Source organism: Gilliamella sp. Gris3-2 (assembly GCF_001690345.1).
Lineage (GTDB): Bacteria > Pseudomonadota > Gammaproteobacteria > Enterobacterales > Orbaceae > Gilliamella > Gilliamella bombi.
This window is the reverse complement of record NZ_LZHB01000028.1, coordinates 71569-95232: the sequence shown is the minus strand read 5'-3', so window position 1 is coordinate 95232 and position 23664 is coordinate 71569. Positions and strand designations below refer to the sequence as shown.

General features: G+C 35.5%; 16 protein-coding genes and 1 pseudogene. 9 read left to right on the top strand and 8 right to left on the bottom strand.

The genetic code is table 11. The features are described from left to right. Positions 1 to 2 precede the first annotated feature (2 nt). Positions 3 to 1355, bottom strand: a complete 1353-nt coding sequence (pmbA, locus tag A9G32_RS05185; RefSeq protein ID WP_065589288.1) for a metalloprotease PmbA — start codon at positions 1353 to 1355, stop codon at positions 3 to 5. Positions 1356 to 1432: 77 nt separating this feature from the next. Here pmbA and yjgA point away from each other — a divergent pair, with 77 nt between their 5' ends. The 3 genes from yjgA to cspE all read left to right on the top strand — a co-directional run bounded on the left by yjgA (position 1433) and on the right by cspE (position 3157). Continuing rightward, a complete protein-coding gene (gene yjgA, locus A9G32_RS05180; protein ID WP_065589289.1) occupies positions 1433 to 1969 on the top strand; it encodes a ribosome biogenesis factor YjgA in 537 nt (178 codons plus the stop codon). A gap of 64 nt (positions 1970 to 2033) precedes the next feature. Further along, complete coding sequence (gene ppa / locus A9G32_RS05175) at positions 2034 to 2564, top strand: inorganic diphosphatase (RefSeq protein WP_065589290.1); 531 nt, start codon at positions 2034 to 2036, stop codon at positions 2562 to 2564. Positions 2565 to 2947: 383 nt separating this feature from the next. Beyond that, positions 2948 to 3157: a transcription antiterminator/RNA stability regulator CspE gene (cspE, locus tag A9G32_RS05170; RefSeq protein WP_025315032.1), complete on the top strand. Its 210-nt coding sequence runs from the start codon at positions 2948 to 2950 to the stop codon at positions 3155 to 3157. A 145-nt stretch (positions 3158 to 3302) separates the two neighbouring features. On the opposite strand, the gene gapA is transcribed toward cspE, so the two are convergent. Continuing rightward, positions 3303 to 4301, bottom strand: a complete 999-nt coding sequence (gene gapA, locus A9G32_RS05165) for a glyceraldehyde-3-phosphate dehydrogenase (RefSeq protein WP_034912538.1) — start codon at positions 4299 to 4301, stop codon at positions 3303 to 3305. A gap of 444 nt (positions 4302 to 4745) precedes the next feature. Between gapA and A9G32_RS12775 the strand changes: the two are divergent. Next, positions 4746 to 5817 (top strand): annotated as a pseudogene (locus A9G32_RS12775) (IS3 family transposase). 191 nt (positions 5818 to 6008) lie between these two features. Here the strand turns inward: A9G32_RS12775 and A9G32_RS05150 are convergent. Next, positions 6009 to 6959: a hypothetical protein gene (locus tag A9G32_RS05150; protein WP_065589292.1), complete on the bottom strand. Its 951-nt coding sequence runs from the start codon at positions 6957 to 6959 to the stop codon at positions 6009 to 6011. A gap of 1024 nt (positions 6960 to 7983) precedes the next feature. On the opposite strand from A9G32_RS05150, the gene A9G32_RS05145 reads away from it, so the two are divergent. Next, a complete protein-coding gene (locus A9G32_RS05145) occupies positions 7984 to 10305 on the top strand; it encodes a zinc/cadmium/mercury/lead-transporting ATPase (RefSeq protein ID WP_065589293.1) in 2322 nt (773 codons plus the stop codon). 67 nt (positions 10306 to 10372) lie between these two features. On the opposite strand, the gene birA is transcribed toward A9G32_RS05145, so the two are convergent. From birA to murB, 3 genes are read right to left on the bottom strand one after another with little or no spacing between them, the layout of a single operon-like run. Next, positions 10373 to 11326, bottom strand: coding sequence for a bifunctional biotin--[acetyl-CoA-carboxylase] ligase/biotin operon repressor BirA (gene birA / locus A9G32_RS05140; RefSeq protein ID WP_065589294.1), 954 nt, complete (start codon positions 11324 to 11326; stop codon positions 10373 to 10375). Further along, complete coding sequence (locus A9G32_RS05135) at positions 11301 to 12443, bottom strand: MFS transporter (protein ID WP_065560337.1); 1143 nt, start codon at positions 12441 to 12443, stop codon at positions 11301 to 11303. Before A9G32_RS05135 ends, birA begins: the two co-directional genes overlap by 26 nt. 58 nt (positions 12444 to 12501) lie before the next feature. Next, a complete protein-coding gene (gene murB / locus A9G32_RS05130; RefSeq protein ID WP_065589295.1) occupies positions 12502 to 13512 on the bottom strand; it encodes a UDP-N-acetylmuramate dehydrogenase in 1011 nt (336 codons plus the stop codon). 767 nt (positions 13513 to 14279) lie between these two features. Here murB and A9G32_RS05125 point away from each other — a divergent pair. Together A9G32_RS05125 and ruvC are read left to right on the top strand one after the other, a co-directional pair. Next, positions 14280 to 15023, top strand: a complete 744-nt coding sequence (locus tag A9G32_RS05125) for a YebC/PmpR family DNA-binding transcriptional regulator (protein ID WP_034914149.1) — start codon at positions 14280 to 14282, stop codon at positions 15021 to 15023. Beyond that, positions 15023 to 15511 (top strand): crossover junction endodeoxyribonuclease RuvC, encoded by a 489-nt coding sequence (ruvC, locus tag A9G32_RS05120; protein WP_034914152.1) that lies wholly within the window; start codon positions 15023 to 15025, stop codon positions 15509 to 15511. Before A9G32_RS05125 ends, ruvC begins: the two co-directional genes overlap by 1 nt. A 163-nt stretch (positions 15512 to 15674) precedes the next feature. On the opposite strand, the gene A9G32_RS05115 is transcribed toward ruvC, so the two are convergent. Then, positions 15675 to 18869 (bottom strand): efflux RND transporter permease subunit, encoded by a 3195-nt coding sequence (locus A9G32_RS05115; RefSeq protein WP_065589296.1) that lies wholly within the window; start codon positions 18867 to 18869, stop codon positions 15675 to 15677. Between the two features lie 18 nt (positions 18870 to 18887). Further along, the gene (locus tag A9G32_RS05110; RefSeq protein WP_065589297.1) at positions 18888 to 20096 is read right to left on the bottom strand and encodes an efflux RND transporter periplasmic adaptor subunit; all 1209 of its coding nucleotides are present in this window, start codon (positions 20094 to 20096) and stop codon (positions 18888 to 18890) included. A 409-nt stretch (positions 20097 to 20505) separates the two neighbouring features. On the opposite strand from A9G32_RS05110, the gene zipA reads away from it, so the two are divergent. Together zipA and ligA are read left to right on the top strand one after the other, a co-directional pair. Next, positions 20506 to 21420: a cell division protein ZipA gene (gene zipA, locus A9G32_RS05105; RefSeq protein WP_176701318.1), complete on the top strand. Its 915-nt coding sequence runs from the start codon at positions 20506 to 20508 to the stop codon at positions 21418 to 21420. A 119-nt stretch (positions 21421 to 21539) separates the two neighbouring features. Further along, on the top strand, positions 21540 to 23618 hold the full coding sequence (gene ligA, locus A9G32_RS05100; RefSeq protein WP_065589298.1) for an NAD-dependent DNA ligase LigA: 2079 nt from the start codon (positions 21540 to 21542) through the stop codon (positions 23616 to 23618). Positions 23619 to 23664 lie beyond the last annotated feature (46 nt).

The following is a 23664-nucleotide window of genomic DNA, read 5'->3' as shown; positions in this document are numbered from 1 at the left end:
CCTTATTTCCCCGCTATACTCATATTATCAATCAAAATTGAGCCACATTGAATACTTGTTCTGGTTTCGATATCATTTCCAATTTCCACAATATTTTTATACATATCTTTAAGATTACCAGCAATGGTGATTTCACTAACTGGATATTGAATTTTTCCATTCTCAACCCAAAATCCTGTAGCTCCACGCGAATAATCACCAGTCACACTATTAACACCTTGCCCCATTAACGAAGTCACCAAAACACCTTTATCCAATTTTTTTAGCATCTCATCAAAACTAGCATTTGCATGGCTTGGCGATACAAACCAATTATGAATCCCACCTGCATGCCCAGTCGATTTTAAGCCTAATTTACGAGCTGAATAATTGCCTAACAAATAAGTTTGCAACACACCTTGCTCAACAATATTGCGCTTAACTGTTTTTGTCCCTTCACTATCAAAAGGCGATGATCCAACGCCTTTTAAAATAAAAGGATCCTCATAAATAGTTAACCAATTAGGAAAAATCACCTTCCCTACACTATTTAAAAGAAAAGAAGATTTACGATAAATGGCACCGCCACTTATAGCACCTACTAAATGCCTAATGAGTCCAACGGCAACTTCTGCACTAAATAACACAGGAGTTTGCATTGTTGCGATCTGTTTAGCGCCTAAATGTGAGATCGCCCTATCAGCCGCCTGCACACCAATCCAATCAGCGGACTTGAGCTGACTATAATCACGTGATGAAGTATAAGCATAATTACTTTCCATCTGCCCTGCTTGTTGAGCAATAACTGAGCATGAAAGTGAATGTGAACTTGCGCAATAACCTTGCAACATCCCCAAACTATTACCATAAACATAAACGCCATAGCGACTACTAAAATAACCGCCATCAGAATTAATCAATTTGGAATGATTTAACGCAGTTAATTCGGCTTGTTTAGCCTGCTCAATGGCATTATCAACGTTCAAATCACTAGGATGAAATAAATCTAAATCAGGTGGATTAAATGCCATTTGACTCACATCACCCAAACCTGAACAAGGATCTGGCGAAGTATATTGCATAATATCAATCGCCATATTCACCGTTTGCAAAATAGCCTGAGAAGACAAATCATTGGTAGAAGCACTCCCTTTACGTTCATTTTGATAAACAGTAATAGATAACGCACCATCACTATTAAATTCAACATTCTCGGTTTCACCCATGCGAGTGCTAACATTAATACCTGTTGACTTATTAATCGATACCTCAACTTCATCAACACGTGACTTTGCTTGCTCAATAGCATTAGCAACAATTGCCGATAAAGTTTCTTTTTGATTTAAAGCTTCTTTTTTAATCTGTTCAATACTCATTTTATTATTTTCTACAATTCTGCTAGCGATACGCTATAATAAGCTAGAATTACACAATAGTTAACAAAAGAAATAACATGAATTACAATCAAGAGACAAATCTAGAACCCAACTTCGCTATTGACACTGAAGATGACGAAATCATCTACGTTAGTAAAAGTGAAATTAAACGTGATGCTGAAGCTTTAAAAAAATTAGGGATTGAACTTGTCAAGCTAAGCAAAAACGAACTTGAAAAAATTCCTCTCGATGAAGATCTCACTTATGCAATTGGACTTGCGCAGAAAATAAAAAAAGAAGGGTATCGCCGCCAAATTCAATACATTGGTAAACTGCTGCGTAACCGAGATATTGACCCAATTAGTCAAGCACTTGATAAACTTAAAAATCGCCATAATCAGCAAATCGCCCTATTTCACAAACTTGAAAAACTTCGTGATGAATTGATTGCAACTGGCGATGCCGAAACTATTATCGGTTTGTACCCAACTGCCGATCGTCAGCAATTACGAACCTTAGCCCGTTTAGCAAAAAAAGAGCAAGAAACAAACAAGCCAACCAAAACGGCAAGACAAATTTTTCAATATTTAAAAGAATTGAGCGACACTGAATAATCTTTATAAGGTGCGCTTATTATTATTCACAAACACTATATAAACTTAGATAGAGGATACAAAAATGGGACTTTTAAATGTACCAGCAGGTAAAGAATTACCAGATGATATTTACGTTGTGATTGAAATTCCAGCCAATGCAGATCCAATTAAATATGAAGTTGATAAAGACACTGGCGCTGTATTTGTTGACCGTTTTATGGCTACAGCAATGTTTTATCCATGTAACTATGGTTATATTAATCACACATTATCATTAGATGGCGATCCAGTTGATGTATTAGTCCCAACGCCATACCCATTACAACCAGGCTCAGTTATTCGTTGCCGCCCAGTTGGTGTATTAAAAATGACAGACGAAGCAGGTCAAGATGCAAAACTAGTTGCAGTACCTCACAGCAAACTATCAAAAGAATATGATCACATTAAAGATGTTGATGATTTACCTGAATTACTCAAATCACAAATCAAACACTTTTTTGAACAATACAAAGCATTAGAGAAAGGTAAATGGGTGAAAGTTGACGGATGGGATAACGCAGATGCCGCCCGTAAAGAAATTATTGAGTCATTTGAACGAGCAAAAAACAAATAAAGTTCAATAAAAAATATTTTTATCAAGGCCATAAATATTATTTTATGGCTTTTTTATTTTTCATAATTTTTAGTGACTTTAAAAATCAATTAAAATTTCAACGTCCAAAATTTGACTTTTATCAATTAAAAAATAATTTCCTGAAAATTCAATAAAACTTTTTTTTTATAAAAAAAAATTATTATTCACATCTTGCTTTTGATTATAATTTATGCGGTAATATCACTGGGTAAACAACAAAGTACAAAATAGTGAATAACAATGAACCACAATAATGTATTTTTAAGCACATTATCTTGGCTTTTAGTTACATTATTAACACGATGTTAAAACCCATACGGCCGTAATGGCTAATTATTAATTATTGTTAGGATGTCTAGTAAATGAATAAAAAAACAGGCCAAGTAAAATGGTTTAATGAAAGTAAAGGTTTTGGTTTTATTACCCCTGCGGATGGAAGTAAAGATGTATTTGTTCACTTTTCAGCTATTTCAGGTGATGGTTTTAAAACATTAGCTGAAGGACAACAAGTTGAATTTGCTATCCAAGATAGCCCTCGTGGACCTGCAGCTGCTGAAGTCGTTGTAATCTAATTGAAACTTTAGAATTTCATATTAGAAAAACGCTCACTCACAAAGTGAGCGTTTTTTTGTCTCTAAAAAAACTAAAAATCTCTCTAAAATGAGAGCATAAAAAAAGCGACCCTAAGGTCGCCTTATAAACAAAGTTAAATATCAATTATTTTTTAGAAATAACTGCGATTAAATCTAATACTTTGTTTGAATAACCTACTTCATTGTCATACCAAGAAACAAGTTTAACAAAGTTATCACTTAATTGGATACCAGCTTTAGCATCAAATACTGAAGTACAAACTTCACCTAAGAAATCAGTAGAAACAACATCATCTTCGGTATAGCCAAGAACGCCTTTCATTGGGCCTTCAGCAGCGGCTTTGATTGCTTTACAGATATCTTCATATTTAGCTGGTTTTTCTAAACGAGCAGTTAAGTCAACAACAGAAACGTCTGGAGTAGGAACTCGGAAAGCCATACCAGTTAATTTACCGTTTAATTCAGGGATAACTTTACCAACCGCCTTAGCAGCACCAGTTGATGAAGGGATGATGTTTTGAGCAGCACCACGACCACCACGCCAATCTTTATGAGATGGACCATCTACAGTTTTTTGAGTTGCAGTTGTTGCATGAACAGTTGTCATTAATGCTTCAACAATACCAAAGTTATCGTTGATAACTTTAGCTAAAGGCGCTAAACAGTTAGTTGTACAAGAAGCATTAGAAACGATATCTTGACCAGCATAATCTTTATCATTAACACCGATAACAAACATTGGAGTGCTGTCTTTAGAAGGGCCAGTTAAAACAACTTTCTTAGCACCAGCTTGGATGTGTTTACGAGCAGTTTCATCAGTTAAGAATAAACCAGTTGCTTCAGCGACAACATCAACACCAACTTCATTCCATTTTAAGTTTGCAGGATCACGTTCAGCAGTAACACGAATTGCTTTACCATTAACGACTAATTTACCATCTTTAACTTCAACTGTACCGTCAAAACGACCATGTGTTGAATCATATTTAAGCATATAAGCCATATACTCAACATCTAATAAATCGTTGATAGCAACGATTTCAATGTCTGAACGTTTTTGAGCAGCACGGAAAACAATACGGCCAATACGGCCAAAGCCATTAATACCTACTTTGATTGTCATAACAATTACCTTCTTTTTAGTGTTTTTAATGTTAAAAATCTTTCCTGTAAACTATCAAATTTTAAAGATTTATTCAAGAAGATTCCTAATAATTAAACACGAATTGATTAAATAGATTAAACTGAATGTAATTTATATTAATTATTATAAATAAAATCATGATATTGTAAAAAATAACCTGACGTAGTAAGCCGTACTATAATCAAAAACCGTCCCAAAACTAAATAACAAACCAATAACTTAGTTTTCAGTTTTCGATATATTCTAACGTCGTGAAAAGACAGGCATATTAATTTTACAATATGTAGGATTTTCACCTTAAAACATTTCAGACAGAAATCTGATTTTATTGGAATTTTTTCAAATTGGATCGGCTACACTAATTAGTACCAGTTTTATAAGGTCATTGTTATGATAAACTAAAAATAAAAGAAGGTAACAACAATGGTAATCGATTCATCACGAAGAGCAAAACGTAGCTTTACTAACGAGTTCAAAAAACAAATGGTCATGCTATATCAAAATGGTAAAAAACGTGCGGATATCGTCGCAGAGTATGACCTTACCAAATCAGCATTAGATAATTGGATAATGCAGTACCAAACTACCGGCTCATTCATCGCAAAAGATAATCGTCGAACTGAAGAAAACGAACTTATCGCGCTACGCAAAGAGAATAAACGCTTGTTAATGGAGAATGATATCCTAAAGCAAGCGGCGTTGATAATGGGAAGAAAATCGAGTTAATTATTACATAATAAGCATCGATACAGCTTACGTGCATTATGTCGATGTTTAAATGTAACCCGAAATCGTTTCTATTATCAACGGCAATTAACGCAGTAACCACAAGATATATCGCTAAGTAAAATTTTTAATAATAATTATCGTACTTATGGTACAAAGCGTCTGCAAGCAGAGCTGAGAAAGCAAGGCATAACCGTATCTCGACGCCGAATAGGTCGAATCATGGCGAAAAATGGCTGGGTTTCGAAATACACCTGTAAACAATATTGTATCCATACAGAAAAAAGCAATGAATCGCCGGTGGGGAATGAACTGAATCGAGAATTTGATATAGGTCAACCACGAAAGATATTGGTGACCGATTTAACCTATGTAAGGGTTAAACAACGTTGGCACTACCTTTGTGTAATTGTTGATATCAGTAATCGAGAAATAGTGGGACGAAGTGCTGGCAAGCATAAAACAGCGGCACTGGTCATGCAAGCTATGAGTCAAATTCCAATGAACTTACAGACGATTGAGTTGTTTCATTCTGATAGAGGAAAAGAGTTTGATAATCATTTGATTGATGAAAGTTTAACAGCATTTGGAATTAAACGGTCGTTAAGTCGCAAAGGCTTCCCCTATGATAACGCAATTACAGAAAACACATTTAAAGCAGTGAAAACAGAATTTGTGTCAAGATTCACTGGCGCAACTTAAATTGGAATTTAATCACTATGTGGATTGGTTTAATTATAATCGACTTCATTCAACATTAAATTACTAGTCGCCGATTGAATACAAAAGAAATCGATGGCCTTATCTTTTTGGTACTAAAAAGTGTGGGCATACCAAATAAACGTATTTACTATCTAATAGTAAATACGCAAACTAGGGGGCTTTACCTTACATGGAAACTTTTTTAATGCTTGTTCCTTATTAGCACCATAAACTTAACCACATTCCAAAGATTAAAAGCTAAGGAGTAACGCAAAGACCCCGCGGGCTATTACTCGATTGGTTGAAGTACACATCACCAACATCTGAGTCCACATCAAACTGAGTATTTCCAGCCGTGTCGCTTGTCCAGTATTGGTAGTCATAGACGAAACCTGCTCCAGCATAAAGGTACGTACCGCCCCACTCAGTGAAAAATCCTGCTCCTATTCGACGCTGATAATGATTACCACTTGATGATGGCGTAGCGCCGACAGAGCCTTTACACCAATCACCTTCCCATGTACCCAAACAGATTGCGTTCGTTAGATCCTTTACTTGCGGCACTCGATAGCCTAAATATCTACACCACGCTTCTGTATTAGAATAGTTATCTTGTTTATCTTTACGGTTCACGAACCACTTCTGTAATACAAATCCATATTTTACCAGCTCATTACCAGTACTAATATCTCTACCCACTAACTCAAAAATCTGCGGTAACCTTGGCACAGCAATTCGATTAGGATAATGATTATTTATTTGAGCGCTTGCCTCAGGACCTTTTAGCGTAACGCGCGCTATAATTTCTCCTCCAGATGTAAGCCAATCATCTTCAGCCCATATCCATGTCACTGTGGCTGTTATTCCCCCATGTGTAACTGGCTCCCATACCAATTGGCGTGCATCAATTTCCTCTATAACTAAATCAAAATATAATCCATCAGCGCCTGTAGTCGGAAAATTAAGGCCGTATGATGCAGGATTGGTTGATTGAACTAAAAAGCCCTCATCAGGATTCCATATATCAGCTGGACCTGCGAAGTTGACTCCACTAATATCCACACCATTTTTACCAAATAGCAGATTCGGCCTTGCATAATTGATAACTACCGACTGTGGTAGCATTATTGCATCACTACGATGATTATTTACACGACCACTTTTACTAGTTAATGCCTGTAAACTCCATGAAGATGACAGTAATAACACCCCCAACACCAATAGGCTTTTTGGAAACAATTTCGATAATACGTTGAGAGATAATTTGGAAGATATAAATAAGTTTCGTGTAAAAATTCGTCGAATAAGATTATTTAATAAATTTAAGACATAGGTTAGCCAGTGCTGGTGTCTGGTGTCTGGTGTCTAAAATGATAATGCATTATGGTTTACCTGTCAAGTAATGATTTGTTTTATTTAGATTTTTTATAATTATTTGCTTATTTAATAAGCTTGTTTTCCTATAGCGATAAAAGTATAACCATAAAAAAAATAGTTGGCTAGTTTTTTAGCAGATTTTTTGTAAAGAAATGTAAAGATAAAACAATTCGACTTTATAGATAGGTTAATTTTATAATTAAAATATGCTGTTAGCTTTATAGCTTTTGAGTTTTGTCGAAATAACTGATATTGGTGATAACGTTTAATTTAAGAATTTTGAGCGTAACATCTTACAACTCACATGAGATACAAAATATGAACTACGGTACCCAACGCTCTCGCTCTTAACCATCGGTATGATTTACTCGAATCATTATGATATTCGCCTTTTTTAAGCCTATTTGCTTTGCTCAGAAGTGCCAAATTGTTCCTGATAAATTGGCATCCCTAACAAAGCACAAACTCGCCAAGCAGTCCAATTTTTCGTGCTGCCTCACTCTGTTAGCAAAGCACTACAACACAGTTAAAAGATAGGTGGATTGACCTTGCCGTGTTGTGTGTTTTCTCTAAAATAGCTCAGGTAGACCATTGATTTTATTAAAGTTTTTATTTCACTTAATTTAAGTAATTATTAGCTAATTTCTGTTTTTATTACAATGTTTTTGCTGTGTTTTTTGTGCCTTGCACATGCTAATAATTAAAGCGAATTAATTAGTTAGTTCTTTATTTTTTGAAAAGTGTTACAGGTCAGTTTTGAAGTGATTTTTACTTTTTTTGCTACTAAAAGTAAAAATGATTTTCTTTTTTATTTTTTGGCGTACAATCAAAATCACCCATAAATATAGGTAACGTTATGTTATATAATAACAAATATATACATCATGAACTTCATCACCATGAGTGTTGTCATGGCAATTGTTTAAATATGGCACATAATCATGTTCATTTATCTCACGATATAACTTGTCATCAAGAATCAACACATAGCTGTGGGGGCGATACTCATACTACGTCTAAAAATGAGTTTGACGATCCCCCTGATGATCCCAACAGGCTAAACGAGCAAATTAAATTAACTTGGAAAATAAAAGGCATGGATTGTGCGCACTGTGCTCAACAAATTGAAAATAGCCTAAAAGCGTTACCCAATATTAACCAAATTAAGATTGTTTTTTCTACCGAAAAGTTGGTGGTATTTGTTCCCCAACATAATGAAAAAACCATTAAATTAATAGAAAATAAAGTTATCGAGCTAGGCTATAAACCTTTTTTTGAATCATCTCCAGAACATTCTCATCATCATGATCATTCCCACAGTTTTGATAAAAAAGAACTAATTCCTTTAGTGGTATTAGGCACTTTAATTGTGATGAGTTATATCCTTTTGTTATGGAATCAAACCGTTGGCGAATATGCCTTTATAATGACAGCAATTGTTGGGTTAATACCTATTTTGAAAGAAGCGGTAGTTTTAACGCGTAGTGGTACACCATTTGCAATTGAGTCGTTAATGAGTGTGTCAGCTATTGGAGCTTTGTTTATTGGTGCCTCCGAAGAAGCAACCATGGTCTTATTTTTATTTATGATAGGCGAAATGCTAGAAAGTATTGCTACAAGTAAAGCTAAAAAAGGTATTTCGTCGCTCGCTGAGCTGATGCCCCAAGAAACAGTGATAATCATTAATGGGGAGCGAAAAACGGTTGCCAGTCATAGCTTAAAACCCAATGATATTATTGAAATTTCGTCTGGTGGTCGTTTGCCTGCTGATGTGATTTTGATAAGTGAGCAAGCCAATATTGATGAAAGTGCACTAACTGGTGAGTCGATCCCTGTTAATTATCTTTCTGGCGATAAGATTTTGGCTGGTTCACTCGTGGTTGATAATACAATCCAATTAAAAGTGGTATCAGAAGTTGGGCAAAATGCGGTAGATCGTATTTTACAATTGATTGAAGATGCCGAGGAGCGTAAAGCACCTATTGAACGATTTATTGATAAATTTAGTCGTTATTATACGCCAGCAATTGCTTTATTTGCTCTGTTAGTGATTATTGCGCCACCTTTGTTGTTCAATGCTGATTGGTATACTTGGTTTTATCGAGGTTTAACTCTATTGTTAATTGGTTGCCCTTGTGCATTGGTTATTTCAACGCCTGCGGTAATAACGTCGGCCTTGTCTAATGCGGCAAAACAAGGCGTGCTAATTAAAGGCGGTGCGGCGCTAGAGCATATTGGTTCAGTTAAAGTGGTTGCATTTGATAAGACTGGTACGTTAACCGAAGGTAAACCGCAAGTCACCGATGTGATTAGTCAAGATATTTCAAAAGAGCAATTATTGACATTAGTTGCCGCTATTGAAAGCGGTTCGCATCACCCCATTGCTAAGGCTATTGTTGATTATGCATTGCAGAATCAATTAAATATTAATGAGGCCGATAATCGTAAAGCGATTGCGGGGGTTGGCGTTCAAGGCGAGGTAGATAATCAGACTTTTTATATTGTGTCACCAAGTAAGGTTGTGACAGTTTCATCACCATTGAAAGATGAACATACCAAAATTATTGAGGAGCTTGAAAACGCTGGTAAAACTGTAGTAGTTGCAGTAACAAGTCAACAATTGATGGGCATTATTGCATTGCAAGATGTGTTGCGGGCTGATGCAATTACTACAATGAATGAGCTTAATAAGCTTGGCGTTAAGACTTTGATGCTGACAGGCGATAATGCGCGAGCGGCCAAAGCCATTGCCTCGCAATTAGGTATGGATTACCGTGCGGAGTTGTTACCTGCCGATAAATTAGCAGAAATTGAAAAGATGCGTATCTCAACGACGATTGCTATGGTGGGCGATGGAATTAACGATTCTCCAGCCATGAAAGCGGCAACCGTAAGTATTGCTATGGGTAGTGGTACTGATGTTGCGCTAGAAGCCGCTGATGCCGCATTAACTAAAAATAGCTTGTTAAGTTTGCCTAAGCTAATTGGTTTAACTCGTTTTGCCTCTCGTAATATTAAACAAAATGTTACAATTGCGTTGGGAATTAAGTTAGTATTTTTAATTACCAGCTTATTTGGCTTTACTGGACTGTGGCTGGCTGTGCTAGCTGATTCAGGTACGACTGCGATTGTGACAGCTAATGCGCTTCGAGTTTTGAAATTTAAGAATAAAAGTTAAAATTGGTTTAATTAACCTATTTCACTTGTAGCAAGTGGAATAGGTTCTTTAAATGATTGTTAGGTTATTATTCATCACTTCTTAATGAGATTTCGCCACCAATATGAGCTTCAATTTTACCATTTTGTTCTAACAATAAGGCTCCTTGGTCATTTATACCTTTTGCTATTCCTCGAATAATGTTATCGCCAATTAATAGTTTTACAGGACGGTTAACAAAGTTATCTAGTCTATTCCAATCATTAATAAATGGCACTAAACCATGTTTTTCAAATTCTATTAATTGACTTTTTAAAGTTTTGGCAACCTGCGCAACTAATAAATTACGATCAACATTGCCTAAATTAGCCCATTTTTGGTTAACTATGTTGGTATCAGGGTTTGTCATGGTTAAATTGACGCCAACACCAATCACAACATGAGCACAGTCGCCAGTTTTACCTGCAAGCTCAACTAAAATACCAGCTAGTTTTTGATCGTTAAGATATAGATCGTTTGGCCATTTAACTTTGATGTCTTGACCAGATAATGCACGTAAGGTGTCAGCAATAACAATACCAACAACTAAACTCAATCCCATTGCCGCCGCTACGCCTTGTTCTAGTCGCCAATACATTGAAAAGTATAGATTAGTGCCAAAAGGTGAAAACCATTTTCGCCCTCGCCTTCCCCGTGCTTTGGATTGAAATTCGGCCACACAGCAATCGCCCGATGTTAGTTGATCAATTCGATCCAGTAGATATTGGTTAGTTGAATCAATAATAGGTAATATTTCACATCGACTATTCGATTGATAATGCTGGTTAATTTTGGTTTTATTAAGCAAATTAAGAGGCGCTGCCAAGCAATAGCCTTTACCCTGTATTGAGGTTAACTCAATCCCCCACTCACGCAGTTGTTTGATGTATTTATTAATACCAGCACGAGTTATGCCAAAAATTGTTGCCAATTCTTCCCCTGAATGGAATTGACCATCGGCTAGTATTTCAATTAATTTAAGCGGATTTTTGTAGCTGCGCATCCGTTCCTCTTTTTTGGGCTAATAATATAATGAAGTATAACGAAATTATAGCAAAACTAACAAATAAATAGGTATTACTTGTTTTATCCATAATAAATGCTATCACCGCAGGAGCAACTAAACTCCCTAATGTGTTGGTTAATAGCATTGCTTGATTCATCGCCACAATATCTTGCTTTCTAACACACGAGCAAGCCCAAGCCATGGATATGGGATAAATGGTGTAAATAGTGGCGCCTAATAAAATAATCGCCAACGCATTAAACCAATTGAATATCAGCATAATACATGCAATTAACATTAGTAACGATTCAATTAATAATATAAGTTGCCGTCCAAATTTGTCTGCACACCAGTTAGCAGGCATTTGTGCAATCACTCCTGATAAAATCAGTAAAATCATCCAATTAGCCACCTGAATATCACTATATCCTAAATGTGAGTAATAGGCTGGTAAAAGTGAATATAACGATCCAATTAACATACCTGCAATAACACAACCAGTTAACCCAAGTCGAGAGGGTTTATTTAATATCATTGGCATGATGTTAAAGCTGCTTTTTTTCCTTTTTGGTAATTTATAATGGGTCAGCAAAATAAATAAAATTGCTAATCCCATCAGTAACATAATAACTAATCCAAAATATAATATGTTTTGCGGAAAATACTGCAACAAAGCTTGCCCTAAAACCGTACCTAGGTAATAAGTGGTTAAATAAACTGCCAGCATTTTTCCTCGCGTGCGTACAGGACCAGTGAGTAATATACAACTTTCTATAACCACCCAAGTGACCGCACAAGCTATACCTATAAAAAATCGCCACATTATCCAGCTATAAAAATTCATTGAAAAACTTAATCCAATGGTTGCGATGGCAAAAATAATGCAACTATAGGTGTATGTGTGCCGAGCATTGAATTTATTAATAAACCAATTGGCGAAAATGGTACCTAGCAAGTTACCAGTAAAATAACTTGATCCGACAAGACCAATTTGCCCAAGCGAAAACTCATTACGCACTAACCACAATGGTACCTGTGTATTTAATGCTGACAACGAGATTGTTACAAAGAGCAAACTCGTTAATAAAATAGGGAATGAATACGAATGTTTCATAATGTTATCGCGTATAATTATGGGTTAAAATTTGCGGGCAATTATAATTTGGTGCTAATTATAAATAATTGTCTGCATCTATTTCGCCTGAGTTGCCGATAAATCGGATTTCGGGTGATAAATTCACCGAGAATTTTTGTAATACACATTTTTTTATATATCGAGCTAATTCAACCACATCCTGTGCTGTTGCTTGGTCTTTATTAACTAAAACCAATGCTTGTTGTTGATGCACAGCCGCTCCACCTATTTGGTAGCCTTTAAGACCACACTGATCAATAAGCCAACCTGCGGCTAATTTTGTTTGATGATTAACTTGTGGATATATTGGCATGTTTGGATAAATTTCAAGTAGTTTGTCCGCCACAATTTTATCGATGACAGGGTTTTTAAAAAAACTTCCACCATTGCCTAAAACCTTTGGATCTGGCAATTTACTACGACGAATTTCACACACTTTTTCAAATATCATTTTTGCAGTAACAATTTTGGGATCAAAGTTTCGCAATTCCCCATAAGTTAAAACTGGCTGCCACTGTTTTGGTAATTTTATACCAACATTGATAACAGCATAACCTTGCAAATACGCTTTTTTGAAGATGCTTTCACGATATCCATATTGGCCATCAGTTACAGTGATGATTTTGCCTGTAGCTAGTTCAAGTAGCTCCACATAATCGGCAACTTTTTGAAACTCAACACCATAAGCACCAATGTTTTGAATCGGTGCCGAACCTACACATCCAGGAATTAATGCTAGGTTTTCAAGCCCTGGTATGTTCTGCTTGATGGTTGTTGATACTAGATCATGCCAAGTTTCACCAGCACCAACTTTTAAATGCCATGCTTGTTCTGTTTCGTTAATGGTAATACCTTTGATACGATTAACAATAACAATACCATCAAAATCACAGGTAAAAAGTGTGTTACTGCCTTCGCCAATAATCATAATTGGTAAATTTTGGGAGTTATCTTGCCAAACTTGTTGTAATTGTTCGGGACTGGTTACAGTAACAACTTTTTGCGCAAAAACAGTTAAACCAAATGTATTAGGAATTTTTTGTTTCATTGATAACTACCTTTAATTTTTTGTGAAAATAGATGCCCGAAAATCAATCAATTTCTTAGGTTATTTTTATAGTTTGGGATCTATCGTATTTAATGTTTATATTACCACATTGGTTAGGAGCTGTTGATCTTTTGTATTAATCATAAGCATCCTTTACATTCTTAGTCACATCATGCAATGTACTAATGCAATCATACTGATATAATTTCTTGCCAACTTATTGTAACGTGTTACTACATTCAATAATGTTTCATTTTTCAGTGATTATCTGTTAACAATCTCACGAGCATAACAAATTGTTATTATTAGCATTTTGACAAAATTATATTATAACATCATCTTTAATAGCGTCTTTCTATTTTCTTTTATTGAAAGAGCAATTTCTTTTAGCTGTATTTGATATTTTAATTCATTGTTAGACGTGGCAAAGTGCTTAAAATGCAAGTGTTCAGTATACCTAATATGTAGAAAGACGCCTTATCCGTTTTTAAATGTTTGCTAAATAGGTAACAATTATTTTTTCTTGATGATATAGGAGTCATATCGGATATTTGTGATACGAGGTTAGTGCTTTTTTATGTATATTTATTATAGTAGCTTTTCTAACAACTGTGAACAACATGATTTCTACATATAAATAAAAATTAAATCATTCCTAATAAAGAATAATTTACAGAACATAAAAACTTATCGGTATATTAGTAATGAATTTTAAGTAAATGTTTGCTAAAATATAGCGATTTTTTAATTATTATCTGGAGAATTTTATGGCAGGTCATAGTAAATGGGCCAATACGAAACACCGTAAAGCTGCACAAGATGCAAAACGGGGTAAAATCTTTACCAAAATTATTCGTGAGTTAGTAACTGCGGCAAAATTGGGTGGTGGCGATCCAGCGTCAAATCCTCGATTACGAGCTGCAATGGATAAAGCGTTATCTAATAATATGACCCGTGATACCATGAACCGAGCTGTTGCGCGGGGTGTTGGTGGGGAAGATGATAGCAACATGGAAACAATTATCTATGAAGGTTATGGACCTGCTGGCACAGCTGTAATGGTTGAATGCTTGAGTGATAATCGTAATCGAACTGTGTCCGAAGTACGCCATGCATTTACAAAAACAGGTGGTAACTTAGGTACTGATGGTTCAGTTTCATATTTGTTCACTAAAAAAGGCGTTATTTCATACCCAGCTGGTACTGATGAAGACCAAGTTATGGATGCAGCGCTTGAAGCAGGGGCAGACGACGTTGTGACTTATGATGACGGCGCGATTGACGTATTTACTACACCAGAATCATTTGGTGAAGTAAAAGATGCGCTTGATGCTGCAGGGCTAGTTGCCGAAGCCGCTGAAGTATCAATGATTCCAGCAACAAAAGTCGATCTTGATATTGAATCTGCACCAAAATTATTACGTTTAATTGATATGCTTGAAGATTGTGATGATGTTCAAGAAGTTTATCATAATGGTGAGGTTTCTGACGAGGTTGCTGCAACGCTCTAATGGCCATTATTCTTGGCATCGATCCAGGATCTCGTTTGACGGGTTACGGCGTAATCCATCAAACGGGACGACAACTTACCTACCTTGGTAGTGGATGTATCCGTACTGCTGTTGATGATTTACCTACTCGTTTAAAACGAGTATACGCTGGTGTTAGTGAAATTATTTTACAATTCCAACCTGATATGTTTGCTATTGAACAAGTTTTTATGGCTCATAATGCCGATTCCGCATTAAAGTTAGGTCAAGCAAGGGGAGCTGCAATTGTTGCTGCTGTAAATAATAATTTACCTGTTTTTGAATACGCAGCTCGTTTAGTTAAGCAGAGTGTAGTAGGAACAGGCGCAGCCGATAAAAAGCAAGTACAACATATGGTCAAATTATTATTAAAGTTACCAGCTAGCCCTCAGGCTGATGCCGCTGATGCTTTAGCTATAGCAATTACCCACGCCCATACCAGTCAGCAGTTACTAAAGCATCGCAAGTAAATATAACAAAATTCAATTTACGTATACGCAACTATATAAATAAAAAATGCGCCAAAAAACGGCGCATTTCGTTATTTTAATAGCTCGCTTAAGTTATATATGACCTATAGAACTATACATCAAGGCCATATATGTACCAAAACTAGCTATTTAGTTATTGCTTTTAAGAACGGTTAACAGGTAACACTGCTTTATTTTTATGTTTTGTAAATAGTTTTGTTACAAATAAAAAGAACAAGGGAACATAAAATATTGCTAAAAATGTTGCTGTCAACATACCACCAATTACACCAGTACCTACCGCATTTTGGCTAGCGGAACCAGCACCGCTATTTAATGCTAGCGGTAACACCCCTAAAATAAAGGCAAACGAAGTCATTAAAATCGGGCGTAGGCGAAGGCGACAAGCTTCAAGTGTAGCATCAATCAATGATTTACCCTCTTTTTCCAAGGCATCTTTGGCAAATTCTACAATCAATATAGCATTTTTAGCAGATAACCCCATTGTCGTTAATAGTCCTACAATAAAGTAAATATCGTTATCAAGCCCTCTAAACATAGTTGCAAATACTGTACCTAAAATCCCAAGAGGAATAACAAATAAGATCGAAATTGGCACTGTCCAACTTTCATACAATGCAGCTAATGATAAAAACACAACAATAATCGAAATAATATAAAGTGTTGTTGTTTGTGATCCTGTCTGACGTTCTTGATAAGATATACCTGTCCAGTCAAAAGTAAATCCTTTTGGCAAATTTTGGGACAACTCTTCCATCACAGCCATTGCTTGTCCAGAGCTTAGACCTGGAGCGGCTGAACCGCTTATCTCCATTGCTGCCACACCATCATAACGAACCAGTGAAGGAGAACCATAAGTTTTTGTCGTAGTAGCAAATGCATCATATGGAACCATCTCACCATTTTTATTTTTAACATGCCAATAGCTAAAATCATCTGGTAGCATACGATATGGTGCATCAGATTGTAAGTATACTTTTTTAACTCGGTTATTATAAACAAAATCGTCAATATAAGCAGAACCTAAAGCTGTGGACAATACAGTATTTACTGAATTTACCGAAACGCCCAGTGCTTGTGCTGCTTCAAAATCAACATTAATTTTGTACTGTGGAACATCTAGCATACTTCCCGGTCTAACTTGTTGCAGTTTAGGATGAAGAGAAGCTTGACCCAACATTTGGAAAAATGCACCTACCAAAGCATCATGACCATAACTAGCCGTATCTTTCAGCACATAAGAAAAACCATTAGCCATACCTAATGCTGGAACAGCTGGTAAGTTGGTAACAATTACCCTCCCCTCGGTTATAGTAGAAGCAAATCCCCAACCGCTAGCGACTAAAGCATTAACTTTTTGATCAGCGCGTTTACGTTGTTCCCAATTTTTTAATCGAACAAAGCCTAGCCCCATATTTTGCCCACGACCAACCATACTAAATCCAGCTACAGTAAATATTTCCTCAACTGAATCAGCTTTTTGCTCAGTATAAAATTTTGCCGTTTTATTTAAAACTGACATAGTTTGCTCTAAAGTTGATCCTGGCGGTAGCTCAACCATAACTAAAAGCACACCCTGATCTTCATTAGGTAAAAAACCAGTAGGTAACCGATTAAAACCAAAGATTAATCCAACTAGAATTAAAGCATAACAAACAAAAGCTATTAATGGATAACGAACAACTTTTATTACACCTTTTTCATAATGGCGTAAACTTTTTTCATAGAACTCGTTAAACCATTTAAAGAATTTTTTGGTGCCAACAGAACACCAACTAAATAGTGATATAGATTCTAACTTTTCAACTAATGAATTTCTTTTTAATTTACTTTTGGATGGTGCTTTTAAAATTTGAACACAAAGTGCTGGAGTTAATACGATTGCCATCAATACTGATAATGCCATTGCTGTTACAATGGTAATTGAAAATTGGCGGTAAATTCCACCCGCTGCACCTCCATAAAACGCCATAGGAACGAATACTGCAGATAACACGACTGCAATACCAACCAACGCTGAAGTAATTTGTTCCATCGATTTAACGGTTGCATCATAAGGTGATAAACCTTCATCATGCATAATACGTTCAACGTTCTCAATAACAACTATTGCATCATCTACCAACAAGCCTATGGCAAGCACCATTGCAAACATAGATAATGTATTAATCGTAAACCCACAGATATACAAAACAGCAAAAGTTCCTAGCAATACCACAGGTACGGTAATCGTAGGTATAAGTGTCGAACGAAGATTTTGTAAAAAGACATACATTACAATAACAACTAAAATAATAGCTTCAATCAATGTATGTACTACGTTATTAATTGATAATTTTACAAATGGTGTTGTGTCATATGGATAAGCATAGTGAATATCTTCAGGAAAGATTTTTGATAATTCAGCTAATTTTTTATCTACCTGATCAGAAGTTTCTAATTGGTTAGCTCCTGTTGCCAAATAAATACCAAGGCCTGCAGATGCTTTACCATCATAATAAGAAATAAAGTTATAATCAGACGCACCAATTTCAACCGTTGCTATATCTTTTAATAAAAGATTAGAACCATCTGTATTTACACGCACTAAAATATTTTGGAATTGTTCGGGTGTTTTTAAACGTGATTGAGCAGTAATTGTCGCATTGAGTTCTTGTCCATCTGTTGATGGTAAGGCACCTAATTGCCCTGCTGTTACTTGCGCATTTTGTGCTTGAATAGCCGCAATGATTTCTTCAATTGATAAATTAAAATAGGTCAATTTATTTGGATCAAGCCAAATACGCATTGCATATTCAGAACCAAACAATTGAGTATCACCTACACCCTGTACACGTCTAATCTGATCTTGCACTGTTGAATAAACAAAATCAGCAATATCAGCTTGTGTTTTTTTAGGATTTGTTGAATAAAAACCCACAACCTTTAAAAAGTTGGTGTTATTTTTTGCAACAGAAACACCATTTTTTTGCACACTTTCTGGTAGCCTTGATTTAATACTCTCTACTTTATTTAACACTTGTACTTGAGCAAAATCGGGATTAGTTCCAGGAGCAAAGGTTAACGTCGTTTGAACAACACCTTGTGCACTACTGGTTGATTTCATATAAATTAGATTATCCAATCCAGTTAAATTCTGCTCAATCAACTGAGTAACAGTATTTTCGATGGTCTGTGCATCGGCACCTGGGTAAACAGCACTAACAGTTACAGCAGGAGGGGCAATGTCAGGGTACTGCTCAACAGCTAGTAGCTTGATACATAAAGCACCTCCTAGCATCATCATGATAGCAATTACCCATGCAAAAACAGGTCTATCAATAAAAAACTTAGCCATAATTCACCTACTCCTGTTTTATTTCACACTGTTTTTTATGATACTGTCTAATTGTTCTTGTGAAAGTGTATTAGGATCTCCGACTTTTTCTACTTTCATAGGTGGAGCATCTTTTTGAGGTTTTTCAACAGAAGTTAAATTAAGTAATCCAGTAATAATAACCTCTTCACCAATGTTAATTCCCTTTGTTACAACCCAATAACCACCAACTCCTGTGTATACTTGAATATCTTGTCGATACTCTACTGTATTATCAGGTTTCAAAATTTTTGCAGTATATTGCCCTAACTTATTGCTGGTAATTCCTTGCTGTGGAACAAGCACTGCATTTTTGATATAGCCTAATGTCAACTGAGGCTTAACAAACATGCCGGGTAAAATTTTCCCTTCACTATTTGTAAATTGTGACCGCAAAGTTACTGTACCCGTTGTTTCATTTACAGTCATATCAGAAAATTTTACACTACCTGGATAAGCGTATTTAGAACCATCATTAAAGTATAATTCGACATTATTACCTTTTACTGGTTCATAAATTACGTTTTCATCCTGAATATATTTATTATAACGAGTAGCCGCTTCTGTCATATCGACATAAATTGGGTCTAGTTGTTGAACTAGTGCAAGTGGTGTCGATTGACCTGCCGACACTAATGCCCCTTCAGTCACACTTGATTTACCTATATACCCATCAATTGGTGAATACACTTTTGTATATTCTAAATTGACTTTAGCTGTATGCTCAGCTGCTTGTGCAACTAATACTGCAGCTTCAGCCTGTTTAGCATCTGCAGCTGCTTTATCGTAATCTTGTTGGCTGATTGATTTAGTATTTAATAATCCAGCGTAACGCTTAAGAGTAAGTTGAGCAATATTTGCATTCGCTTTAGCGCTAGCAACACTTGCTACCGCACTATCATAATTAGCTTGATAAATAGCTGGATCTATTTGATAAAGAGATTGTCCGGCCTTAACATTCGAACTTTCATCAAACTCGCGTTTTAAGACGATACCACCTACTTGAGGCCTAATTTCAGCAATTTGAGATGCAACAACCCTACCTGGTAAACCAATTTTTAATGTGTAATTCAATGGTTCCACTTTAAATACAGTTACCTTCGGTAATTTATTATTACCATTTTTTGAATTGCCATTATCACAACTTGTTAATAAAAGTAGGCTAGCACACGCCACAGGCAAGGCTAATAATAGCTTGTTAAATCTCATATAAAAATGACCTCAGTAAACTTAATAATTATTTTAATTTTTAATAATTGATCTTAGTTAAAAGTAATCGGCGATTTTACAAAAAATATGCATAGATTGTAAGTATCTTTACAAGTTAATAGCACAGAGTTCTAAAAAATAGCTAGTTAGATTATGATACTAAAAAAAGTATTGCTAATTAGGATTATTGCTAGAAATAAAGTAATATAGAGTAATTGATTTTTTGTGCTATAAAGTATCTTAAATAAAATGTTATACTACAAATATCAAATATGGTTGCTTTAATGAATATTAATTCATATTGCTAATAAAGAATAAAAAATTTACATTACTGTACTCCGCAATCACTTTTTCAAAAGATGATTGAATAATTTGAGTCTATATTTAATTTAATACAGAGATGGTTATTATGGATAATTTACGTATTGTTCTAGTTGTTGTTGCATCCTTGGTCATTATTGCATTGCTCATCCATGGGTTTTGGATCAATAAAAAAGAACGTTCTTCGCTTTTTAGTTCAAATAAAAAAGGAAAATTTGAACAAAATACTCAACAATATCAAAACTATTCTATGAATGACATAGAAGAAGATGATGATGTTATCTTACTCAAACCTAAAACAACAAAAAGCAGTGAAACCGTTGAAAACGATGTAATTATTAATGAACTCACAAAAGAGCAAGAGAAAATACCTCAACAAGAAGATTTATTTGTTGATAATAACGACAAACAAGAGATTAATACTGAAACAACGAAAGAACCAGCTGTCAATGTTGAACTTGATCTTTTTGAGGATGAACAACAACCTGATTTAATTCTTACAACGAAAGAAAAACCATCAGATACTAATAATGAAATTAAACATAACGAAGAACCCAAAAAACTAAATATTGACACTGAACAATCCACAACCGAAATTATTGTATTAAATATCACAGGCATTAACGGAAAATTATTACAAGGTGATGTGTTACTCGCTAGCATTATGCAATCTGGTTTTCAGTTCGGTGATATGAGAATTTATCACCGCCATGTAGATCCTGCGGGTAATGGAGCAATATTATTTAGTTTAGCCAATATGGTGACACCTGGATATTTGGATCCCGATACAATGCATGAATTTACCACACCTGGTGTGTCTATTTTTATGGTTGCGCCTACAGAGGGTAACAATCAGCAAAACTTCAAATTAATGTTGCAAACAGCACAACGCATAGCTGACGATGTCAACGGTGTAGTATTAGATGATGAACATCATATGCTAACCCCTCAAAAAATAGACAGTTATAAAGAACGTATTAAAAAGGTCAGTAACGAAATTTAACCGTAGTCTTTTCAGCAAATCTTTTAAAAAATTCCACCAACTTGGATTGGTGGATAAAAATGAATATAACCTATTTATAATATTTTCCCAAACCTTCGTTTTAATAAGAGCATATAACCATGTCGCTACATAATGAAACAAAAAATTCAGTAAATACACCTGAATTGAATAAAGACATAGCGAAGCAATTGACTTCACTACGCAACCTAATTAGACATCATGAATACTGTTATTATGTCCTTGATACACCAGAAATTCCCGATGTTGAATATGATAAATTAATAAAGCAACTACAAACATTAGAACAGCAAAACCCAGATCTTATTACTCCCGACTCACCAACTCAACGAGTTGGTGGTTCCCCATTAGCCCAATTTGCATCCATTAAACATGAAATACCTATGCTATCACTAGATAATGTCTTTGATGATGCTAGCTTTATTGCATTTAACAAACGAGTTAAAGATCGTCTTCATTTAAACGATGCTGAACAGGTTGAATATTGTTGTGAGCTCAAACTTGACGGACTTGCTGTCAGTCTTCTTTATGAAAATGGTCGTTTTATACAAGCAGCAACACGAGGAGATGGTACAACAGGAGAAGACATAACAGCCAATGTAAAGACTATCAAAACAATTCCACTAGTTCTAAGAGGCGATAACATCCCTTCTAGATTAGAAGTTCGAGGAGAAGTCTTTATGACACATAAAGGCTTCGAAAAACTCAACGCAGATGCAGAAAAGCATAACGAAAGAGTATTTGCCAATCCACGTAATGCAGCCGCTGGTTCATTAAGACAATTAGATCCTAAAATTACAGCAAAAAGACCATTAGCATTTTTTTGTTATGGTGTTGGTATTGTCGAAGGTACCACATTACCTGACACTCATTACGATCGTTTAATGCAATTTAAAGCTTGGGGGTTACCAGTTAGTAATAAAGTACAAAAACGCCAAGGGGTGCAAGCCGCTCTAGATTATTTTAAACTAATTGGTGAACAGCGTATGTCATTAGATTTTGATATCGATGGTGTAGTAATTAAAGTTAATAGTATTGAACTACAAAATCAGCTTGGATTTGTTGCTCGAGCACCAAGATGGGCCACAGCATTTAAATATCCGGCTCAAGAAGAAATTACAAAATTAAATAAAGTAGACTTTCAAGTTGGGCGAACAGGTGCAATTACTCCTGTAGCAAGGCTTGAACCTGTATCAGTTGCTGGCGTTATTGTGAGCAATGCGACATTACATAATAGCGATGAAATAATCCGATTAGGTATCCGTGAGGGTGACTATGTAACAATACGCCGAGCTGGTGACGTTATTCCTAAAATAGTAGCCGTCATAGTAGATAGAAGACCCGCCGACACAAAAGAAATCATCTTCCCGACACACTGCCCTATTTGTGGCTCGCAAATAGTTCGAGACGAAGGTGCAGCGATATCACGCTGTGCTGGAGGTTTGATTTGCCCTGCACAACGAAAAGAAGCCTTAAAGCATTTTGTTTCACGGCGAGCAATGAATGTTGATGGTATGGGAGAAAAAATTATTGAACAATTAGTTGATAAAGAATATGTCAAAACACCAGCAGATTTATATAAACTAAATCTACCAACGCTATGTAGTTTAGATAAAATTGGGGAAAAATCTGCCAATAACTTATTAAATGCACTAGAGGTATCTAAAAATACTACATTAAGCCGTTTTATATTTGCGCTTGGAATTCCGAATGTTGGTGAAGTTACTGCCGAAAATCTTGTTAACCAACTTGGTAGTTTATCAGCAATTGAGAATGCCTCACTAGAAAAACTACAATCAGTAAACGAAATTGGTGCCGTCATTGCAGAAAGCATTATTGACTTTTTTCAAGAACCACATAATCGCAATGTAATTGAACAACTAACCAGTAATGAAGTAGGCATTCACTGGCAAGATGTCATTCCACAGGTACAAGAGATCGCCATTAACTCACCTTTTTCAGGAAAAACTGTAGTATTAACTGGTACATTGTCGGTTTTAACACGAGATGAAGCCAAAGATAAATTAAAGCAACTAGGCGCCAAAGTAACAGGCAGTGTTTCGAAAAACACTGATCTAGTCATTGCAGGAGAAGCAGCAGGCTCTAAACTTAATAAGGCTCAAGAACTAGGAATAAAAGTTATTGATGAGCAAGAATTAATAAATTTACTTGATCAGTAAATATCAAATCTACTGGTACTTATTAGTAAATTGATTAGAATAACAA

Coding starts and splice junctions, on each gene's coding strand:
- murB (WP_065589295.1), bottom strand. CDS start 13,512: ATGAAACAAAAAATTCCTAATACATTTGGTTTAACTGTTTTTGCGCAA.
- zipA (WP_176701318.1), top strand. CDS start 20,506: ATGGATAATTTACGTATTGTTCTAGTTGTTGTTGCATCCTTGGTCATT.
- A9G32_RS05145 (WP_065589293.1), top strand. CDS start 7,984: ATGTTATATAATAACAAATATATACATCATGAACTTCATCACCATGAG.
- yjgA (WP_065589289.1), top strand. CDS start 1,433: ATGAATTACAATCAAGAGACAAATCTAGAACCCAACTTCGCTATTGAC.
- A9G32_RS05115 (WP_065589296.1), bottom strand. CDS start 18,869: ATGGCTAAGTTTTTTATTGATAGACCTGTTTTTGCATGGGTAATTGCT.
- A9G32_RS05110 (WP_065589297.1), bottom strand. CDS start 20,096: ATGAGATTTAACAAGCTATTATTAGCCTTGCCTGTGGCGTGTGCTAGC.
- cspE (WP_025315032.1), top strand. CDS start 2,948: ATGAATAAAAAAACAGGCCAAGTAAAATGGTTTAATGAAAGTAAAGGT.
- ligA (WP_065589298.1), top strand. CDS start 21,540: ATGTCGCTACATAATGAAACAAAAAATTCAGTAAATACACCTGAATTG.
- ruvC (WP_034914152.1), top strand. CDS start 15,023: ATGGCCATTATTCTTGGCATCGATCCAGGATCTCGTTTGACGGGTTAC.
- A9G32_RS05125 (WP_034914149.1), top strand. CDS start 14,280: ATGGCAGGTCATAGTAAATGGGCCAATACGAAACACCGTAAAGCTGCA.
- A9G32_RS05135 (WP_065560337.1), bottom strand. CDS start 12,443: ATGAAACATTCGTATTCATTCCCTATTTTATTAACGAGTTTGCTCTTT.
- pmbA (WP_065589288.1), bottom strand. CDS start 1,355: ATGAGTATTGAACAGATTAAAAAAGAAGCTTTAAATCAAAAAGAAACT.
- ppa (WP_065589290.1), top strand. CDS start 2,034: ATGGGACTTTTAAATGTACCAGCAGGTAAAGAATTACCAGATGATATT.
- gapA (WP_034912538.1), bottom strand. CDS start 4,301: ATGACAATCAAAGTAGGTATTAATGGCTTTGGCCGTATTGGCCGTATT.
- birA (WP_065589294.1), bottom strand. CDS start 11,326: ATGCGCAGCTACAAAAATCCGCTTAAATTAATTGAAATACTAGCCGAT.